General features: G+C 50.2%; 15 protein-coding genes and 4 tRNA genes. 3 read left to right on the plus strand and 16 right to left on the minus strand.

What is annotated here, in order from left to right; genetic code table 11:
• Positions 1-3: 3 nt before the first annotated feature.
• The 4 genes from asd to NE473_RS02145 form a co-directional block, all read right to left on the minus strand.
• Positions 4-1,092: an aspartate-semialdehyde dehydrogenase gene (gene asd / locus NE473_RS02130; protein ID WP_022032132.1), complete on the minus strand. Its 1,089-nt coding sequence runs from the start codon at positions 1,090-1,092 to the stop codon at positions 4-6.
• A gap of 291 nt (positions 1,093-1,383) precedes the next feature.
• Positions 1,384-2,235 carry a DegV family protein gene (locus tag NE473_RS02135; protein ID WP_022032131.1) on the minus strand — a complete coding sequence of 284 codons (852 nt, stop codon included), beginning with the start codon at positions 2,233-2,235 and terminating at the stop codon, positions 1,384-1,386.
• Between the two features lie 37 nt (positions 2,236-2,272).
• The gene (locus tag NE473_RS02140) at positions 2,273-4,510 is read right to left on the minus strand and encodes a DNA gyrase/topoisomerase IV subunit A (protein WP_155560684.1); all 2,238 of its coding nucleotides are present in this window, start codon (positions 4,508-4,510) and stop codon (positions 2,273-2,275) included.
• Between the two features lie 11 nt (positions 4,511-4,521).
• Positions 4,522-6,441, minus strand: a complete 1,920-nt coding sequence (locus NE473_RS02145; RefSeq protein ID WP_022032129.1) for a DNA gyrase/topoisomerase IV subunit B — start codon at positions 6,439-6,441, stop codon at positions 4,522-4,524.
• Positions 6,442-6,588: 147 nt separating this feature from the next.
• Between NE473_RS02145 and NE473_RS02150 the strand changes: the two genes are divergently transcribed.
• Positions 6,589-6,659: transfer RNA gene (locus NE473_RS02150), tRNA-Gly, on the plus strand.
• A gap of 98 nt (positions 6,660-6,757) precedes the next feature.
• Here NE473_RS02150 and NE473_RS02155 read toward each other — a convergent pair.
• Both NE473_RS02155 and NE473_RS02160 read right to left on the minus strand, forming a co-directional pair.
• Entirely contained in the window at positions 6,758-7,387 is a 630-nt protein-coding gene (locus tag NE473_RS02155) for a hypothetical protein (RefSeq protein WP_155521637.1), read from the minus strand.
• 90 nt (positions 7,388-7,477) lie between these two features.
• Positions 7,478-7,550: transfer RNA gene (locus tag NE473_RS02160), tRNA-Thr, on the minus strand.
• Between the two features lie 184 nt (positions 7,551-7,734).
• Between NE473_RS02160 and NE473_RS02165 the strand changes: the two genes are divergently transcribed.
• On the plus strand, positions 7,735-8,016 hold the full coding sequence (locus tag NE473_RS02165) for an acylphosphatase (protein WP_055649475.1): 282 nt from the start codon (positions 7,735-7,737) through the stop codon (positions 8,014-8,016).
• A gap of 110 nt (positions 8,017-8,126) precedes the next feature.
• Positions 8,127-8,306, plus strand: a complete 180-nt coding sequence (locus NE473_RS02170) for a hypothetical protein (RefSeq protein ID WP_006776108.1) — start codon at positions 8,127-8,129, stop codon at positions 8,304-8,306.
• A gap of 36 nt (positions 8,307-8,342) precedes the next feature.
• Here the strand turns inward: NE473_RS02170 and NE473_RS02175 are convergent, their stop codons facing one another.
• The 10 genes from NE473_RS02175 to NE473_RS02220 all read right to left on the minus strand — a co-directional run bounded on the left by NE473_RS02175 (position 8,343) and on the right by NE473_RS02220 (position 15,499).
• Complete coding sequence (locus NE473_RS02175) at positions 8,343-8,756, minus strand: bacteriohemerythrin (protein WP_055649476.1); 414 nt, start codon at positions 8,754-8,756, stop codon at positions 8,343-8,345.
• 190 nt (positions 8,757-8,946) lie between these two features.
• Positions 8,947-9,138 (minus strand): hypothetical protein, encoded by a 192-nt coding sequence (locus NE473_RS02180; RefSeq protein WP_242866083.1) that lies wholly within the window; start codon positions 9,136-9,138, stop codon positions 8,947-8,949.
• A gap of 12 nt (positions 9,139-9,150) precedes the next feature.
• Positions 9,151-10,428: a Y-family DNA polymerase gene (locus NE473_RS02185; RefSeq protein WP_055649477.1), complete on the minus strand. Its 1,278-nt coding sequence runs from the start codon at positions 10,426-10,428 to the stop codon at positions 9,151-9,153.
• A gap of 92 nt (positions 10,429-10,520) precedes the next feature.
• Complete coding sequence (locus NE473_RS02190; protein ID WP_055649478.1) at positions 10,521-11,408, minus strand: N-acetylmuramoyl-L-alanine amidase; 888 nt, start codon at positions 11,406-11,408, stop codon at positions 10,521-10,523.
• Positions 11,409-11,480: 72 nt separating this feature from the next.
• A complete protein-coding gene (locus NE473_RS02195) occupies positions 11,481-12,215 on the minus strand; it encodes a hypothetical protein (protein ID WP_055649479.1) in 735 nt (244 codons plus the stop codon).
• A gap of 205 nt (positions 12,216-12,420) precedes the next feature.
• Positions 12,421-12,492: transfer RNA gene (locus NE473_RS02200), tRNA-Glu, on the minus strand.
• Between the two features lie 26 nt (positions 12,493-12,518).
• Positions 12,519-12,592, minus strand: a tRNA-Pro gene (locus NE473_RS02205).
• A gap of 85 nt (positions 12,593-12,677) precedes the next feature.
• The gene (locus NE473_RS02210; RefSeq protein WP_055649480.1) at positions 12,678-12,872 is read right to left on the minus strand and encodes a heavy-metal-associated domain-containing protein; all 195 of its coding nucleotides are present in this window, start codon (positions 12,870-12,872) and stop codon (positions 12,678-12,680) included.
• Between the two features lie 38 nt (positions 12,873-12,910).
• Entirely contained in the window at positions 12,911-13,216 is a 306-nt protein-coding gene (locus tag NE473_RS02215; RefSeq protein WP_055649481.1) for a metal-sensing transcriptional repressor, read from the minus strand.
• A gap of 24 nt (positions 13,217-13,240) precedes the next feature.
• Positions 13,241-15,499: a heavy metal translocating P-type ATPase gene (locus tag NE473_RS02220; protein WP_055649482.1), complete on the minus strand. Its 2,259-nt coding sequence runs from the start codon at positions 15,497-15,499 to the stop codon at positions 13,241-13,243.
• Positions 15,500-15,606 lie beyond the last annotated feature (107 nt).

Below are 15,606 nucleotides of genomic sequence, written 5' to 3' on the forward strand. Positions count from 1 at the left end.
GTTTTACGATTTTGCCTGAATATATCCCTGGGCTGTCAAGAGCTCTGCACAGAGTACTGCGCCGCCGGCCGCGCCGCGAACCGTGTTGTGAGACAGTCCGACGAACTTATAATCGTATACGGTGTCCTCACGAAGGCGTCCGATGGAAACACCCATGCCATGTTCAAAATCCACGTCCATGGTAACCTGCGGACGGTTATCTTCATTGAGATACTGGATAAACTGCTTTGGAGCACTTGGAAGTTCCAGTTCCTGAGGAAGCCCCTTGAAGCTTACGAGACGCTCGATCAATTCTTCCTTCGTCGGTTTTTTGCGGAATTTTACGAAAACGGCGGCTGTATGGCCGTTTAATACCGGAACACGGATACACTGGCAGGTGATAACAGGCTCGTTCGCTTTGACGATCTCTCCGTTTTCCACCTTACCCCAGAGTCTTAACGGCTCCTGCTCGCTCTTTTCTTCCTCGCCTCCTATGTAAGGGATGATGTTGCCTTCCATCTCAGGCCAGTCCTTAAAAGTCTTGCCTGCACCGGAGATCGCCTGATACGTCGTAGCCACAACCTCGTACGGCTCAAACTCTTTCCAGGCGGTTAATACGGGAGCATAACTCTGGATGGAGCAGTTGGGTTTTACAGCGATGAATCCGCGTTCTGTGCCGAGACGTTTTCTCTGATCCTTAATCACTTCAAAATGCTCCGGATTGATCTCCGGCACTACCATGGGCACATCCGGTGTCCATCTGTGCGCGCTGTTGTTGGAAACGACCGGTGTCTCCGTCTTCGCATACGCTTCCTCAATCGCCTTGATCTCTTCCTTCGTCATATCGACGGCGCTGAATACGAAATCCACACTGGCGGCCACCTTCTCCACCTCGTTTACATTCATCACTGTCAGCTTTTTGACTGCCTCCGGCATGGGAGTCGTCATTTTCCAGCGGTCTCCTACGGCCTCCTCATACGTCTTACCGGCAGAACGGGGGCTGGCGGCCACGGTCACCACCTCATACCAGGGATGATTTTCAAGCAGAGAGATAAATCTCTGACCTACCATACCTGTTGCACCTAACACACCAACCTTTAACTTCTTTTCCATAGTTTTCTCCTCATTTCATTTCTTTTTTCAGACTATCCTATAACAAAGTTAAAAAAAAATCAAGGTTTATTCGTCACAAAAATACATTTGTACGTACACGAGAGACATTTCTCTGGAATGTACGTCCTGGAAAAGAATCTTCCAGTCAAAAACCCTGCCGCAAGCAACGGAGCATCAAATTTGCAACGCCTCGAGCGGCGGGGTATTTGACCCTCGCGGCAGTCGCCAAATGGACACGCTGACGCGTCCATTTGGCTCATTTCCCGCGGGAATAAATCGCACAACTTCAGCTTATGATTTTACAGCAAAGATAATTCCCAGCGTATTGGGACCGCAGTGGCTGGACACGGTACATCCGGCCTCTGTCACCAGAATCTCTGAAAAGATGCCCCGGCTTCTTATCAGATCTGCGGCTTCTTCCAACACCGCTTCCGAACAGGCTGCGTGAGTGAGAAAGATGATATCCGGTACACAGCGGTCCTTCACCGCGTCAAGCCGCTCCTCGATATACCTTCTCACACACTGCCGAAATGCCCCGCGGTATTTTTTCTCCACCGCCAGCGTTCCGTTTTTCATACAGATACTGGGTTTGATGTTCAGTAAATTGGCGCCGAATGCGGTAACCGCCGAACAGCGTCCGCCCTTCTTAAGATAATCCAGCTTATCGATGACAAAGCTCACATCCATATGCGCCTTCAGCTCCTCCAGCTTTGCCGTAATCTCTTCCAATTCCATGCCGGCAGCCGCCATCTTTGCGGCAGCGACAGCCAGATAGCCGATTCCGGTGGTAAGATTCATGGAGTCCACCACTGTGACGCCAGGAACCTCATTTGCAGCCAGAACCGCGTTCTGATAGCAGCTGGACAGCCCTGAACCGATGGTAAAATGGATCAGCGCGCCGCATTCTTTCCTGAGTTCCGAAAAAACTCCGCAGTATTCCGCCGTGTTAATCGCGGTTGTACTGCAGATCTCTCCTCCTTCTGATACATGACGAAAGATATCGGCCGGTTTCAGTTCGATTCCATCCCGGTACGTCTTTCCATCCATGATAATGGCCTGAGGTATGACTGCAATCCCATACTGTTCTGCCAGTTCTGCCGACAAATCGCAGGAACTGTCAGCAGATATCCCTATTCTTTTCACCGTGTTTTCCTTTCCTGCGGCGGACAGTGGCTCCCACTTACGACAGGCGGACCTTACTGCCCTTTCCGTCACGCTTCCCGATCTTTAAACGGTTTAAATGTACTTCCTTTTTCTTGTATTCAACCACAGGATCTTCTCCCAGCAGATAAACGGTCTCCAGTTCCTCTCCCTGTGCCAGTTTAATGCCGCGTACGCCTCTGGAATTCTTCTTCATCTCAGGAATCTCTTCCAGTGCAAAACGGAGGAATACACCGTTTGAGGTCTGCAGCACCACCTCAGTCTCCGCCCGGAGAACTAAAATCGATACCACTCCGTCGCCGTCCTGCAGTTTGGTAGCTGCCACGGTTCTGTTATTCGTCTCAAATTCCTCGCCCGGTACCCTCTTCACAAGCGCCTGTCTCGTGGCAAAGAGGAATCGGCTGCCCTTCATGGATTCTGCGCTGCACAGATAGATAATCTCCTCTTTTGTGCCGTCATACTTGCTTAAGTTGTCGATCGGCGTGCCTTTATCCCTCAGCTTGCCATAGGGAATATCGGCTGCCTTCACCTGGTGCAGATTGCCGGTGTTGGTGAACATGCAGATTTTATCCGTATTGAAGCACGACACCACGTGGACATTCTCCGTCTCAATGGTCTCTCTGTTGCGGTCATAGGTGGACTTATCCAACAGCTTGCAGTAACCGAACCGGTCCATGACAAATACCACCTCTGATACCGCCACCGCAGCCTCATCATAAACAGCCTCTTTTCCATCCTCGATGAGTGTGCGTCGCGGTGTGGCAAACTCCTCCTTGATGGCCGCCAAGTCCTTCTTGATCACGACATCCATATTGGACCGGCTCTCCAGAATATGGCGGTACTCGGCGATCTTCGCCATCGTCTCCTTGTACTCCTTCTCCAGAGCCAGAATCTCCAGACCGATCAGCTTATATAACCGCATCTCCAGGATGGCACTGGCCTGTTTCTCTGTAAAATGCAGTTTTTTTGCATCCTCTGCAAATCCGGATACCCGGAATTTGATGTTGGAGGTATCTCCCGTCATCAGGCAGGCCTTGGCATCCTTTAAGTTTTTTGAACCTCTTAACACGGCGATGATCAGATCGATGATATCGCAGGCCTTGATCAAACCTTCCCTGATCTCCTTTTTTTCCAGTTCCTTCTCCAAAAGCGCCTGGTATTTACGCGTCGCGTTATGGTACTGGAAGTCCAGATAATTTTTAAGGATTCCCTTTAAATTCAGGGTTTCCGGCCGTCCTCCGGCGATGGCCAGCATATTCACGCCGTACGTATCTTCCAGCTTCGTCTTCTTATAGAGGATGTTGCGGATCTTTTCCACATCCGCGTCCTTTTTCAGTTCCAGCACGATGCGGATGCCGTCCTTGTTGGACTGGTTGGAGATATCCACCACATCGGTCAGTTTCTTCGATTCCACCAGTTCCGCCACATCAACCAGGAATTTGTTGATTCCTGCGCCGATCATCGTGTACGGAATCTCCGTGATAACCATCTTGTCCTTGTCGGCCTTGCGCTTTCCCAGCTCAATATCGATCTTTCCGCGAAGCTTGATCTTTCCGCTTCCCGTCTCATAGATCTCCGCCAGGCCGCTCTTGTTGGCGATGATTCCGCCGGTCGGGAAATCCGGCCCCGGCATATATTCCATCAGTTCTCTGGTCGATATGTCAGGATTGTCAATGTAAGCCATGACCGCGTCAATGACTTCCCCCAGGTTATGAGGCGGAATACTGGTGCTCATACCGACCGCAATTCCCTCCGCACCGTTAATCAGCAGATTCGGCACCCGGACAGGGAGCACTTCCGGCTCTTTTTCCGTCTCATCATAGTTAGGAATAAACGCAACCGTCTTATCTAAATCCTTTAAGTAGACTTCCTCTGCAAACTTCTCCAGCCTGGCCTCCGTATATCGCATGGCAGCCGCACCGTCGCCTTCGATGGAGCCGAAGTTGCCGTGGCCGTTTACAAGGGGCATCCCTTTCTTGAACACCTGTGACATCACCACCAGAGTTTCATAGATGGAGCTGTCCCCGTGGGGGTGATACTTACCCATGGTATCACCCACGATACGCGCCGACTTTCTGTGAGGCTTATCGTGGTTTAAGCGAAGTTCGCTCATATCATATAGTACACGCCGCTGTACCGGCTTTAATCCGTCTCTCGCATCCGGGATTGCCCTGGCAGTGATGACGCTCATGGAATAGTTCATGTAGCTCTTCTGCATTTCCTCGGAATATTCTGTTTTTACAATCTTTTCAGCCATGCTCCCTCTCCTTATGCATCAATCTCTGCTTCATCCGCGTGCTCGTAAATAAACTGGCGGCGCGGCGGGACGTCGCTTCCCATAAGCATCTCCGTGATTTCGGAGGCCATACGTGCATCCTCGATCTCCACCTGCTTGAGTACCCGGTGTTCCGGGTCCAGCGTGGTCTCCCAGAGCTGCTGCGCATCCATCTCACCAAGACCTTTGTAGCGCTGCAGCGTAAAATCACCCGTGTGCGTCTTCCGGTAACGCTCCAGCTCCTTCTCATCGTACAGGTACTGTTCCTCGCCGCGCTTCGGAATCACCTTAAAGAGAGGCGGCATGGCAATAAACACATGACCGTCATAGATCAGTTCGGGCATAAACCGGTACAGAAAGGTCAGAAGCAGGGTGTCGATATGACTTCCATCCACATCGGCATCCGTCATCAGTATGATCTTATGGTAGCGAAGCTTTGTGATATCGAAATCGTTGCCGTACCCCTCCGAGAAACCGCATCCGAAAGCGTTGATCATCGTCTTGATTTCAGCATTGGCCAAAACCTTGTCCATGGAAGCCTTCTCCACATTCAAAATCTTGCCGCGGATGGGCAGAATGGCCTGGTACATCCTGTTTCGCGCTGTTTTGGCGGAACCGCCGGCGGAATCTCCCTCGACGATGAAAATCTCGCACTTCTCCGCATCGCGGCTTTCACAGTTGGCCAGCTTACCGTTGCTGTCAAAGGAGAATTTAGACTTGGACAGCATGTTCGTCTTTGCCTTTTCCTCTGCTTTTCTGATCTTTGCGGATTTTTCCGCACAGGAAATAACCGCCTTCAGAATTTCCAGATTACGGTCAAAATAGCGCTGCAGTTCATCGCCCGTCACCGTAAAGACCGCCTTTGTGGCATCTGCGCTGGCCAGCTTTGTCTTCGTCTGGCCCTCAAAAATGGGATCCGGGTGTTTGACCGCAACGACTGCCGTCATGCCGTTTCTCGTATCCGCGCCTGTAAAGTTGGCATCCTTCTCTTTTAAGATTCCAAGTTCCCTGGCATAGCTGTTAATCATCTGCGTAAAGCGGGTCTTAAAGCCGGCCAGATGGGTACCGCCCTCCTGAGTAAAAATGTTATTACAGAAGCCCAGAATATTCTCCTCAAAGGTATCTACGAACTGGAAGGCCACCTCCACTTCCACCTTGTCGATGGTACCCTTGTAGTAGATTGGATCATGAACCGGAGCCTTTCCGGAATTCAGTTCCTTCACGTATGAGATAATACCTTCCGGTTCATGGAACAGTATGGTCTCCTCCTCGCCTCCCCGCTTATTCTGATAGGTAATCTGAAGGTTGGGATTTAAGTAGGCAGTCTCGTGAAGGCGGCTTTTCAGCCATTCCGCCTTAAAACGTGTTTTTTCAAAGATCTCCCCATCCGGCAGAAAATTGATCTCTGTTCCCGTCTCTTTTGTCTTACCCCGAGTGGGAAGAAGACCATCCACCAGTTCTACCGTCGGAATGCCCCTCTCATATGCGTCGTAATGAATCAGACCGTTCTTATATACCTTTACGCTCATCCGCTCGGAAAGGGCGTTTACAACAGAAGAGCCGACTCCGTGAAGTCCGCCGCTTGTCTTGTACGCATCATTATCAAATTTGCCGCCTGCATGAAGGGTGGACAGTACGATTCGCTCCGCGGACATGCCCTTCTTATGCATCTCCACCGGGATTCCGCGTCCCGCATCTCTTACGGTACAGGAACCATCCGCTTCCAGTGTAACCCAGATCTGATTACAGAAGCCTGCCAGATGCTCGTCCACTGCGTTATCCACGATCTCATAAATCAGGTGGTTAAGTCCCTTTGTGCCGACGCTGCCTATATACATACCCGGACGTTTCCGAACTGCTTCCAGACCTTCCAGTACGGTAATACTGTCCGCATTATACTGTGTTTTCGCCATGATACTCCTCCACATCTTGTATTGTCTTTCCTTATTATACAATGGATTTCCCACATTTGGCAAGTTTTTAACAGTTTTTTTCAAAAAAGTATTGAAATTTCTACCAGAGTCGTGCTATAATATATAGCGTGTCAGTTAAATGACTAAGCAGATATAGTTCATTGGTAGAACATCAGCTTCCCAAGCTGAGGAGGCGGGTTCGATTCCCGTTATCTGCTTTTTTTATTGCCTGAATATGAATTTCATCCGCTTCTGACAGCAAAAGACACGGGAGACCCGTGTCTTTTATCATCCATTTCCATGATACTTTCATTCATTACTCTTTGCTGTTCCAGTCCACATCATATTCCTTTTCCACAGAAAACTTATTCATCATACTGTCTGTTGTGCTAAAGGACATGAAGTATTCATAATCGTCTCCCGATTGGAACCACATATACTCATCTCCCTTAAAATCCGGAAACATCTCTCCTGCCTTTTCCCTGGATATCTCACTGACAGGTACGCCGTTAAAGGTAATCTTTTCCAGCTCGTTCTTTTCACCGCTGGTCAAACTGAATTCCAACCGGGCAATCACTGCGTCTCCCATACGGACGGCATTTTCGTCCGTGACCAGGGAAATATGGGCAAATATGGAATCCGTGACCCAGATTGATCCGCCGGTATAATAAGAATTCGGCTCCAGCGTCGCATCGGGATCAATCTCATACTTATTAATCTGCTTGTCTTCCGTCATCTCGGATACCGTAACATTCATCCCTTCATCCAGAAGCGTCTGCACTGTGGTCTGGCCAACCAGGATTTCTTTTCCGTCTATCGTAACCGGATACAATGCCTGCTCCGGTTCTGCTTCTGTCTCCGTTTTGCTGCTCTTACCGGAACAGCCTGCCAACAGCATTGCTGCCATGAACAGAATTACACCTGTTTTCAAAAACTTTTTCCTCATATAAATTCCCTCCATCATTTGTTCTGTCTGACATTTACCTCCCAGTCTGTTTAAAAAAGAAAAAATCCCTGATAAAATCAGGGATTAGTCAGCTCCCGGCCGGACTTGAACCGGCGACCCACGCATTACGAATGCGTTGCGCTACCAACTGCGCTACGGAAGCATCTTGTTTGTCAGACTTAACTGTCGGACCTTAGATAGTATATCAGCAAAGGCAAAAAAAATCAACCCTTTTTTGAAAAAAATGTAAATTACGAGAATTGATGTATTAGTTGCAAAAACAAGGGGGAAAAGTTATAATCATTAACAGGATCAGTCGTCTCTAATAACAGGATAAAGGTGATCAGATGGAAGAAAGAGAAATGATCAGAAAGCACATTTTCGTAAGCGGCCGTGTCCAGGGCGTGGGCTTTCGTTACAGGACATACTATCTCGCCCAGAGTCTGGGACTGACCGGCTGGGTCACGAATCTGGACGACGGCCGTGTGGAAATGGAGCTGCAGGGTAAAGAAGAGGATATGAATCAGCTTTTCCGCAGACTGGAGCAAAACAGCTTCATTGACATCACAGACTGTACCGTAAAACGGATTCCGCTGAAAAAGGAAAACAGCTTCCATGTGCGCGGCTGACGCAGATGAATACCTGCGCGTTTATCCGTTCACAGCAGCTCCCCCTATAATTCCATATTTTTCCAGTTCCAATCCCCTCATAAAGTCGTATAGTTACCTTATGGGGGTGAATGATGATGCGTAAAAAAGGAGAAAAAGAACTGGCAGACTTATTCGACCGGGCCGCGGAAAGCGACGAGCCCGTTCCACCTGCGCCGGAGCATGAGTTTCAGGCGATTCTGGCTGAAATGAAACGCCGGGGAATTGAGCCCCGCATCCGACGGGAACTGAAGGAAAAGGAAAAGAAATAGGCGGTCCTCACAGACCGCCTGTTCCTTTTCCTTTATTCAAATTCCGTCCTGCGTTTCCGCGTATCCCGCCACTTCTTTGTCCCAGGTCATAATGTGGTTCCAAAGCCACTCCTCCACGTTCTTTCTCACCGCGTCCACAAACGCTTCGCTGGGCCCCTCTTCCTCCTCCAGCATAACCCGCAGATCTTCCACGGCTTTCTTAAATTTCTCATGTTCCAGATGGTGTGCTGAAAGCTTCGGGTATCCGCTCTTCTTCTGAAGTGCTTCCTCCTCGGTAAAATGGTAATCCGTATAATCCAGCAAAAAGTCGAGGGTTCCCACCGCGGTTCTCTTTTCAGTTCCCGGAACACATTCCTCCGCCAGTCTGTTCACACGGCCGATCAGTTCTCTGTGCTGCGTATCGATCATTTCATTTCCTGTCACCAGGCTCCTGTCAAAAGTAATGCTCATTCTGTATGCCTCCTTGTTGTTCATCAATCGTTTGTGTTTCAGACGCGTCTTTTGAATCTTCCGTTTACTCCGGAAGCACCATCACCCATCTTCCCTCTTCCGGATAAAAAATCAGCTTAAACTCCTGGGTCAGCCCGCCGATCACAGCCCGGCAGGCGTATTCCATGGACGGGATTCCGGAATAACACTTTTATTCCCCGAACCGGACCGTCACATGATTTACCGTCTGCATCATCCCATCATCCCCTTCGAATTTGAAGGACAGGGGCTTAATCACTCCGGAGCTGGTAAACCACGCCTTGCAGGCGATCTTTATCTGTCTGCCGGTCAGAGTGCCGCTGTCCGCTTTTTCCGTATTTGTCCCTATTCCGAACGCCGACATGTCACTACTCCTTTAAAGAACTTCCTGTCTGCTGTAATCCACCGTGCGCTTCTCCCTCGCAATTCCTCCGCCCATGTGATCATGTACGGCTGTCTTTCCCGGATGCTCCGGGAGAAAGGCTGCGCGTTTTACAGCATCGTTGCCGAAGCGCCTCCGGATTTCATCGACTGCCTTATCCATTCTCTCCAGCTTTTCGTAATCCATGCGGTCAAAAAGCCCGAGCTGTCTGGATTTCTCCAATGAAACACGGCTCGTATGAATGCCCAGATGACGGATCGGCGTCTTATCCCACGCCTCGTCAAAGGCCCGGCAGGCCGCTTCATACAATTCTCTTGTAATACTGGTGGACGTCTCCAGAGAGATCTGGTGGGAATGGTATTCAAACAGATAGTCCCGGATTCCTACCGCCACCACGCCGACTTTTACACCATCCTTCCTGAGTCTGGCTCCCAGTGTCTCCGCCAGAGACAGGAGAACGAGTTTTGCCGTTTCCGCATCACAGACGTCGAAGGCCACTGTGGTGGAATTACCGTATCCTTTGTTGGGCGGAGCCTCGGCTTCCACCGCCGACAAATCAATGCCGTTGGCAAAGCCCCAGATCACTTCTCCCTGTTTTCCCAGATGACGCCTTAAAATATCCGGATCACTCCGTGCGAGTTCACCGATGGTGGTAATTCCGATTCCCTTAAGCTTCCGGTAAGTCGCCCGGCCGATGAAAAAAAGTTCCGACACGGGAAGCGGCCACATCTTCATCGGAATCTCCTCCTTCCACAGCGTGTGGACCCGATTCGGCTTCTTAAAATCGGAAGCCATCTTCGCCAGAAGTTTATTATTCGCCACACCGATGTTGACCGTAAATCCCAGTTCGCACAGAATCCTCTCCCTTATCTTTTCTGCGGCCTCCTTCGGCGGCCCAAACAGAGCTCTGCTCTCCGTCATATCCATATACGCCTCATCGATGCTGTACTGTTCTACTAACGGTGTATACTCCTTTAAGAGCCGGATCAACGCATCGCTGGATCTCTGATAGAGATTGTAGTTGGGCGGTACCAATACCAGTTCCGGACACTTTTTCAAAGCCGAACACACCGTCTCCCCCGTCTTGATCCCGTATGTCCTGGCCGGAATGGACTTTGCCAGAATAATTCCGTGCCGCCTTGTCACATCGCCTCCCACTGCGGCGGAAACCGTTCTCAAATCCAGGCGGCCGCCTAAATGCTTCAGCCGGTAAACCGCTTCCCAGGAAAGAAACGCCGAATTCACATCCACATGAAATATGGTGCGCTCCATCAATCATCACCTCGATACTATTGTATCGAATATATGTTCGATTGTAAATGGAAAGTAAAGGAAGCCTTCACAGCTCCCTTTACTTTCTCACTCTATTCTTTTAAAGCACCTTTTTCATCAGTCTTCAAGCATAAAGTCCCCTCGAACATGGCACCGTCTTCCCTGACCCGGTAAAGCTCTCCCTTCCAGATAATCCACTGATCTTTGGCCATGGCGCCGTCTGACTTTAAATAATACCATTTCCCGTCAGATCCGGTCTTCCAGGTGTCGTGCACCATCATGCCCGCGCCGTCAAACCAGTACCACTGATCACCGTCTTCATACCAGTCATTGGCCACATAGTCTCCCGAATCACCGAGATAGAACCGCCAGCCGCCGTCCTCCTCCAGCCATCCGGATTTCTTTTCCTGTACAGTAATTCCATAATACAGTGCGATGGCATCGGCTTCCGCCTTTGCCAGACGTTCCAGATTCGAGTCCTTTAAAAGCCATGCGGCGATCTGCGCGTTCGTATGAAAGGAATGCTCCAGAATCAACCCCGGAGTCCCCACAGAGGCCGCTCCGCGGAGCACTCCGTAATAATCCCCGTTCTGTCCTCTTCTGTGCTCAATCCTGGCTGGCTGCTTCGTCTTCATCACCTTTTCCACACACTGCGCCAGGGCCATTCCGATCCCATCTGCGCTTCCATTGATCTCACAGTAGGCGGCCGGATAATCCACCTGATTATTCACTCCGGTCCCAACCGCGTTGGAATGGTCGGACAGGAACAGATCACAGCCTTTCGACTCGGCACCTCTGGCAAAAAGGCCCTTTTCTTCATCCTGCCGCCGTCTTGTGGTAATCACTTCAATTCCATACTCTTCCAGATACTTCTTCTGCAGAAGATGCAGTTTCCATACCATGACAGACTCGTAATACCGATGATCTGCCGGGCTCTGGTTATACCGGCCCTGATGGCCTGCGTCCAAACATATTTTCATATCACTGCTGACTCCTTTTTTACACTTATACTACAGGATATGAAACTTTGGGACAGGTGTTGCATCAGGCTCCTATGACCTGCGTTCTCTGGCACTGCGGTATAACTCCGCGACCCGCTCCGGCTGCTCCAGACAGTTGTATACTTCCTCTCCTGCCCGCACACTCTTCGCCGGAATCAGAAGCGGGTTCCGCTTTCTGAGTTCCTCAACGATGCGTGCGGTACCATCCTTATCGTACTGCCAGTTATATACGTCATGTATGGTGCCATCCTTTAACACAAAGAAAATGCTCTTTCCGTACTGAATCTTCTTATATGTAATTCCATTCATATAAAACGCAGCCGCCATATCTTCAATCCTGATCGGGATATGATCCATCTGCTTGAACCAGTGTTCTGTCAAAACCCAGCTGAAGGCAGCAGAGTTTTTCGCCAGTTTCCTGGAAACAGTATCGTAGCAGCTGTCCGATTCCAGCACTTCCCGGTCAAATTCTTTTAACTGGTCCGGTGTGTAACCGCTCTTTTTTGAAAAATACTCCAGATATGTACGGATACGCCTCCGCCTCATAAAGATTCCGATTATGGCCAAAAGCGCGCTTCCCGCCGCAACCGCAGCAAACAGAGTCAGGCCTTCCGCAGTCACCACGTCCTTTGTGGCCGCAATCAGAAGCACACAGATGCCGGCAATCAAAAATCCTGCCGCAGTCAGCGCCGCACTGCCGCCTCCGATGGAGCGGATCTTCTTTAAGTAACTGCCATCCTTTGTAACACAATACTTTTTAAAATTCTCATCAACCGGTTTTAGCATCCTCTTCCCCCTGAAACTTGTATTGTTTTTCATGATATCATGAAAGACTCCCGCAAGCAGGATTCTCCGCCTGCGGCGGGTCGCTTTAGCGGCATGATTTCGTACCGCCGCAGGGCGATCCTACCGGAGGGCTTTTTTGTATCACAGGAATACTTTCCTGTGATACAAAAAAGCTTCCGGATTTTGTCTTTCCGAAAGCTTTTTATGACCTATCCGAGAATCGAACTCGGGTTTCCGCCGTGAGAGGGCGGCGTCTTGACCGCTTGACCAATAGGCCACGTATCGAATGTTAACCAAAAATCGTCGAGGCGACAAGATTCGAACTTGCGACCTCTGCGTCCCGAACGCAGCGCTCTACCAAACTGAGCCACGCCTCGATACCTTTGGTAGTATAATATAAAAATGATGGATTGTCAACTATATTTTGGAATTTTTTTAATTTTTTAAAATATAGGAAAAATTCTACTGCTGTTCCACTGCCGTAAAGCCCAGATCGTCGAGGATTTCCACTGCTTTGTCGCAATCCTTCTCTTCCTCGATCATCACAGTCTTAGTCTCCAAATCCACTTTGTGACCGATTCCCTCGTGATCCAGTCCTTTGTTGATTCTTGACACACACCCGTTACACATCATTTCATCACAGCGATAAGTCTTCATAGTTTTATCTCCTTTTCTTTTTTATTGCAGTATGCAAATCACTTCATAACCTTCTGTATCGTCATGCACAGCTCATCGACCGCCTCTAAATTGCCCTCCTGAATCTGCTCCACGACACAGCTCTTGATATGGTTCGACAGCAGCACCTTATTAAAACTGTTTAGTGCCGCCTGAACCGCAGATACCTGTGTTAAGATATCCACACAGTACCGCTCGTCTTCCACCATGCTTTTGATACCGCGGATCTGCCCTTCGATCCGGTTTAAGCGGTTCAATAAGTCTTTTTCCTCCGCAGCCTGGCGGTGCTTGTGCTTCACCGCACAGTCACACGTGCGTTCCTCCATACCATACCTCCATTTCGTTTTCCCTTATAGCTTTACCGTCTTTAAACGAAGCGCATTGCTCACCACGCAGACCGAACTGAGAGACATGGCAAACCCTGCAAACATCGGATTTAACAGCGGGCCTCCAAATAAGTATAGCACACCTGCGGCCACAGGGATACCCAGACTGTTATAGAAAAATGCCCAGAACAGGTTCTGTTTGATATTCCGTATCGTAAGCCGGCTTAATTTCACCGCCTTATAGACGTCACGCAAATCGGATTTCATGAGTACAATATCTCCGGATTCCAGGGCGATGTCGCTTCCGGAGCCGATGGCCGTCCCCACATCCGCGGATACCAGCGCCGGTGCGTCGTTGATTCCGTCTCCTACCATCATAACAGTTTTTCCCTGCTTCTGCAGAGACTCCACCACATTGGCCTTGTCTTCCGGCAGAACCTCTGCGATTACGGTATCAATATGGGCCTGTTTACCGATATAATCGGCCGTCTTCTGATTATCTCCAGTCAGCATGCAGACTGTAATTCCCAGGCGCTTTAACTGGTCCACTGCCTCCACGCTGGTCTCCTTAATGGTATCGGCTACGCAGATGATGCCCTTCAGCTTCCCGTCTGCGATCAGATACATCGGTGTCTTTCCCTGATTCGCCATCTGGTGAGCCTGCTCCTTTACAGGATCTCCCATGGACACCTTCATCTGTTCCACAAGCCGTTCATTGCCTACGGCCACCTGACTCGTTCCAAGGGAAGCGATGATTCCCGCCCCCGTCACGCTCTCGAACTTCTCCGGCATGGCAAGCTCCAGCCCCTGTTCTCTGGCCTTCAAGACGATAGCCTGCCCCAGCGGATGCTCCGACATCTGCTCACACCCGGCCGCCAGTTTCAGAAGTCCGTCCGAAGTCTCTGCCTGATCCAGAACTACGATATCCGTAACCTTCGGTTTCCCCTCTGTAATCGTACCAGTCTTATCGAATACAACCGTGTCTACCTTATGGGCAGTCTCCAGCGCCTCACCGCTCTTGATTAAGATTCCATGGCCGGCTCCCAGTCCGGTTCCGACCATAATAGCCGTCGGCGTCGCCAGTCCCAGCGCACACGGGCAGGCAATAACCAGAACTGCCACAAAGATCGTTAAGACAAAGGACAGCTCCTTGCCGCCCAACAGCCACCAGAGAAGGGCCGCAGCCACTGCGATGCCCATAACCGTCGGAACGAAGTATCCGGCAACCTTGTCGGCCAGCTTGGAGATCGGCGCCTTTTTTCCCTGCGCGTCCTCGATCATCTTAATGATCTTGGAAAGCGTGGTGTCTCCGCCTGTATGAGTAACCTCCATCTCCATCGCTCCGTTATAATTCATACTTCCGCCGATCAGAGCATCTCCCGCCTGCTTTTCCACAGGGATACTCTCTCCGGTCAGCATGGATTCATCCACACTGCTGCTGCCGCCTGCCACAATACCGTCCAGGGGTATCCTGCTGCCCGGTTTAATCAGGAGATGCTGGCCCACTCTCACGCTGGCCGTCTCCACTTCCCGTTCCGTGCCATCCTCATAGAGAATCGCTGTATCCGGGGCCAGTTCCATCAGCTTTCTGATCGCCTCGGAGGTCTTTCCCTTACTTCTGCTCTCCATGTATTTGCCCAGCATGACGAGTGTGACGACGACTGCCGCCGACTCGTAATAGAGATGATGGGCATTCATTGGATTTGATGGAATTGTAACCGTCATGCAGAGGCTGTAGATAAACGCACTTCCGGTGCCGATCGCCACCAGAGAATCCATGTTCGGATTGCCCTTGAACAGCGACCGCAGTCCTACCAGATAAAACTTTCTTCCAGCAATCAGTACCGGAACCGTAAGGATCAGCTGCGCCAGCGCATAGTTCAGAGGATTGCTGTCCATATGGAGGAAGTGCGGAAGCGGCAGTTCAAAGGGGAGCATGTGTCCCATGGATATATACAGAAGAGGAACCGCAAAGCAAATGGCCACAATCAGCCGTCTCTTCATCGTATCGCGCTGCTGCTCCTGCTTCCCCCAGTTTTCTTCCTCCTGAGCCTTACTGTCCTTCTCCTCCGCCAGAGGGCAGGCGCCGAATCCGGCTTTCTCCACCTTCCCCATAATCATCTCCGGAGTAACTTTCGTCTCATCATAGGTGATGGTCATCTTATTTGTCGTTAAATTCACGTCACTCGACTCCACCCCTTCCAGTTTTCTCGTGACCCGTTCCACCGCACTGCTGCAGGCTGCACAGGACATGCCTTCAATATCGTAAACTTCCGTTTTCATAAGATCATCCTTTCTTATATACCCCTATAGGGTATATTTATTATAGTATGATTTCTTATTTCTGTCAATGGGATCCGTAATTATTATTTCTCAATAAGCAGCTGACA

Origin of the sequence: Hungatella sp. SL.1.14, from assembly GCF_024460495.1 — a bacterium.
GTDB lineage: Bacteria > Bacillota > Clostridia > Lachnospirales > Lachnospiraceae > Hungatella > Hungatella hathewayi.

Bases quoted from the DNA above. Each gene is read 5' to 3' on its own strand.
- asd (WP_022032132.1), bottom strand. From the start codon at position 1,092: ATGGAAAAGAAGTTAAAGGTTGGTGTGTTAGGTGCAACAGGTATGGTA.
- NE473_RS02140 (WP_155560684.1), bottom strand. From the start codon at position 4,510: ATGGCTGAAAAGATTGTAAAAACAGAATATTCCGAGGAAATGCAGAAG.
- NE473_RS02145 (WP_022032129.1), bottom strand. From the start codon at position 6,441: ATGGCGAAAACACAGTATAATGCGGACAGTATTACCGTACTGGAAGGT.
- NE473_RS02155 (WP_155521637.1), bottom strand. From the start codon at position 7,387: ATGAGGAAAAAGTTTTTGAAAACAGGTGTAATTCTGTTCATGGCAGCA.
- NE473_RS02165 (WP_055649475.1), top strand. From the start codon at position 7,735: ATGGAAGAAAGAGAAATGATCAGAAAGCACATTTTCGTAAGCGGCCGT.
- NE473_RS02170 (WP_006776108.1), top strand. From the start codon at position 8,127: ATGATGATGCGTAAAAAAGGAGAAAAAGAACTGGCAGACTTATTCGAC.
- NE473_RS02175 (WP_055649476.1), bottom strand. From the start codon at position 8,756: ATGAGCATTACTTTTGACAGGAGCCTGGTGACAGGAAATGAAATGATC.
- NE473_RS02180 (WP_242866083.1), bottom strand. From the start codon at position 9,138: ATGTCGGCGTTCGGAATAGGGACAAATACGGAAAAAGCGGACAGCGGC.
- NE473_RS02185 (WP_055649477.1), bottom strand. From the start codon at position 10,428: ATGGAGCGCACCATATTTCATGTGGATGTGAATTCGGCGTTTCTTTCC.
- NE473_RS02190 (WP_055649478.1), bottom strand. From the start codon at position 11,408: ATGAAAATATGTTTGGACGCAGGCCATCAGGGCCGGTATAACCAGAGC.
- NE473_RS02195 (WP_055649479.1), bottom strand. From the start codon at position 12,215: ATGCTAAAACCGGTTGATGAGAATTTTAAAAAGTATTGTGTTACAAAG.
- NE473_RS02210 (WP_055649480.1), bottom strand. From the start codon at position 12,872: ATGAAGACTTATCGCTGTGATGAAATGATGTGTAACGGGTGTGTGTCA.
- NE473_RS02215 (WP_055649481.1), bottom strand. From the start codon at position 13,216: ATGGAGGAACGCACGTGTGACTGTGCGGTGAAGCACAAGCACCGCCAG.
- NE473_RS02220 (WP_055649482.1), bottom strand. From the start codon at position 15,499: ATGAAAACGGAAGTTTACGATATTGAAGGCATGTCCTGTGCAGCCTGC.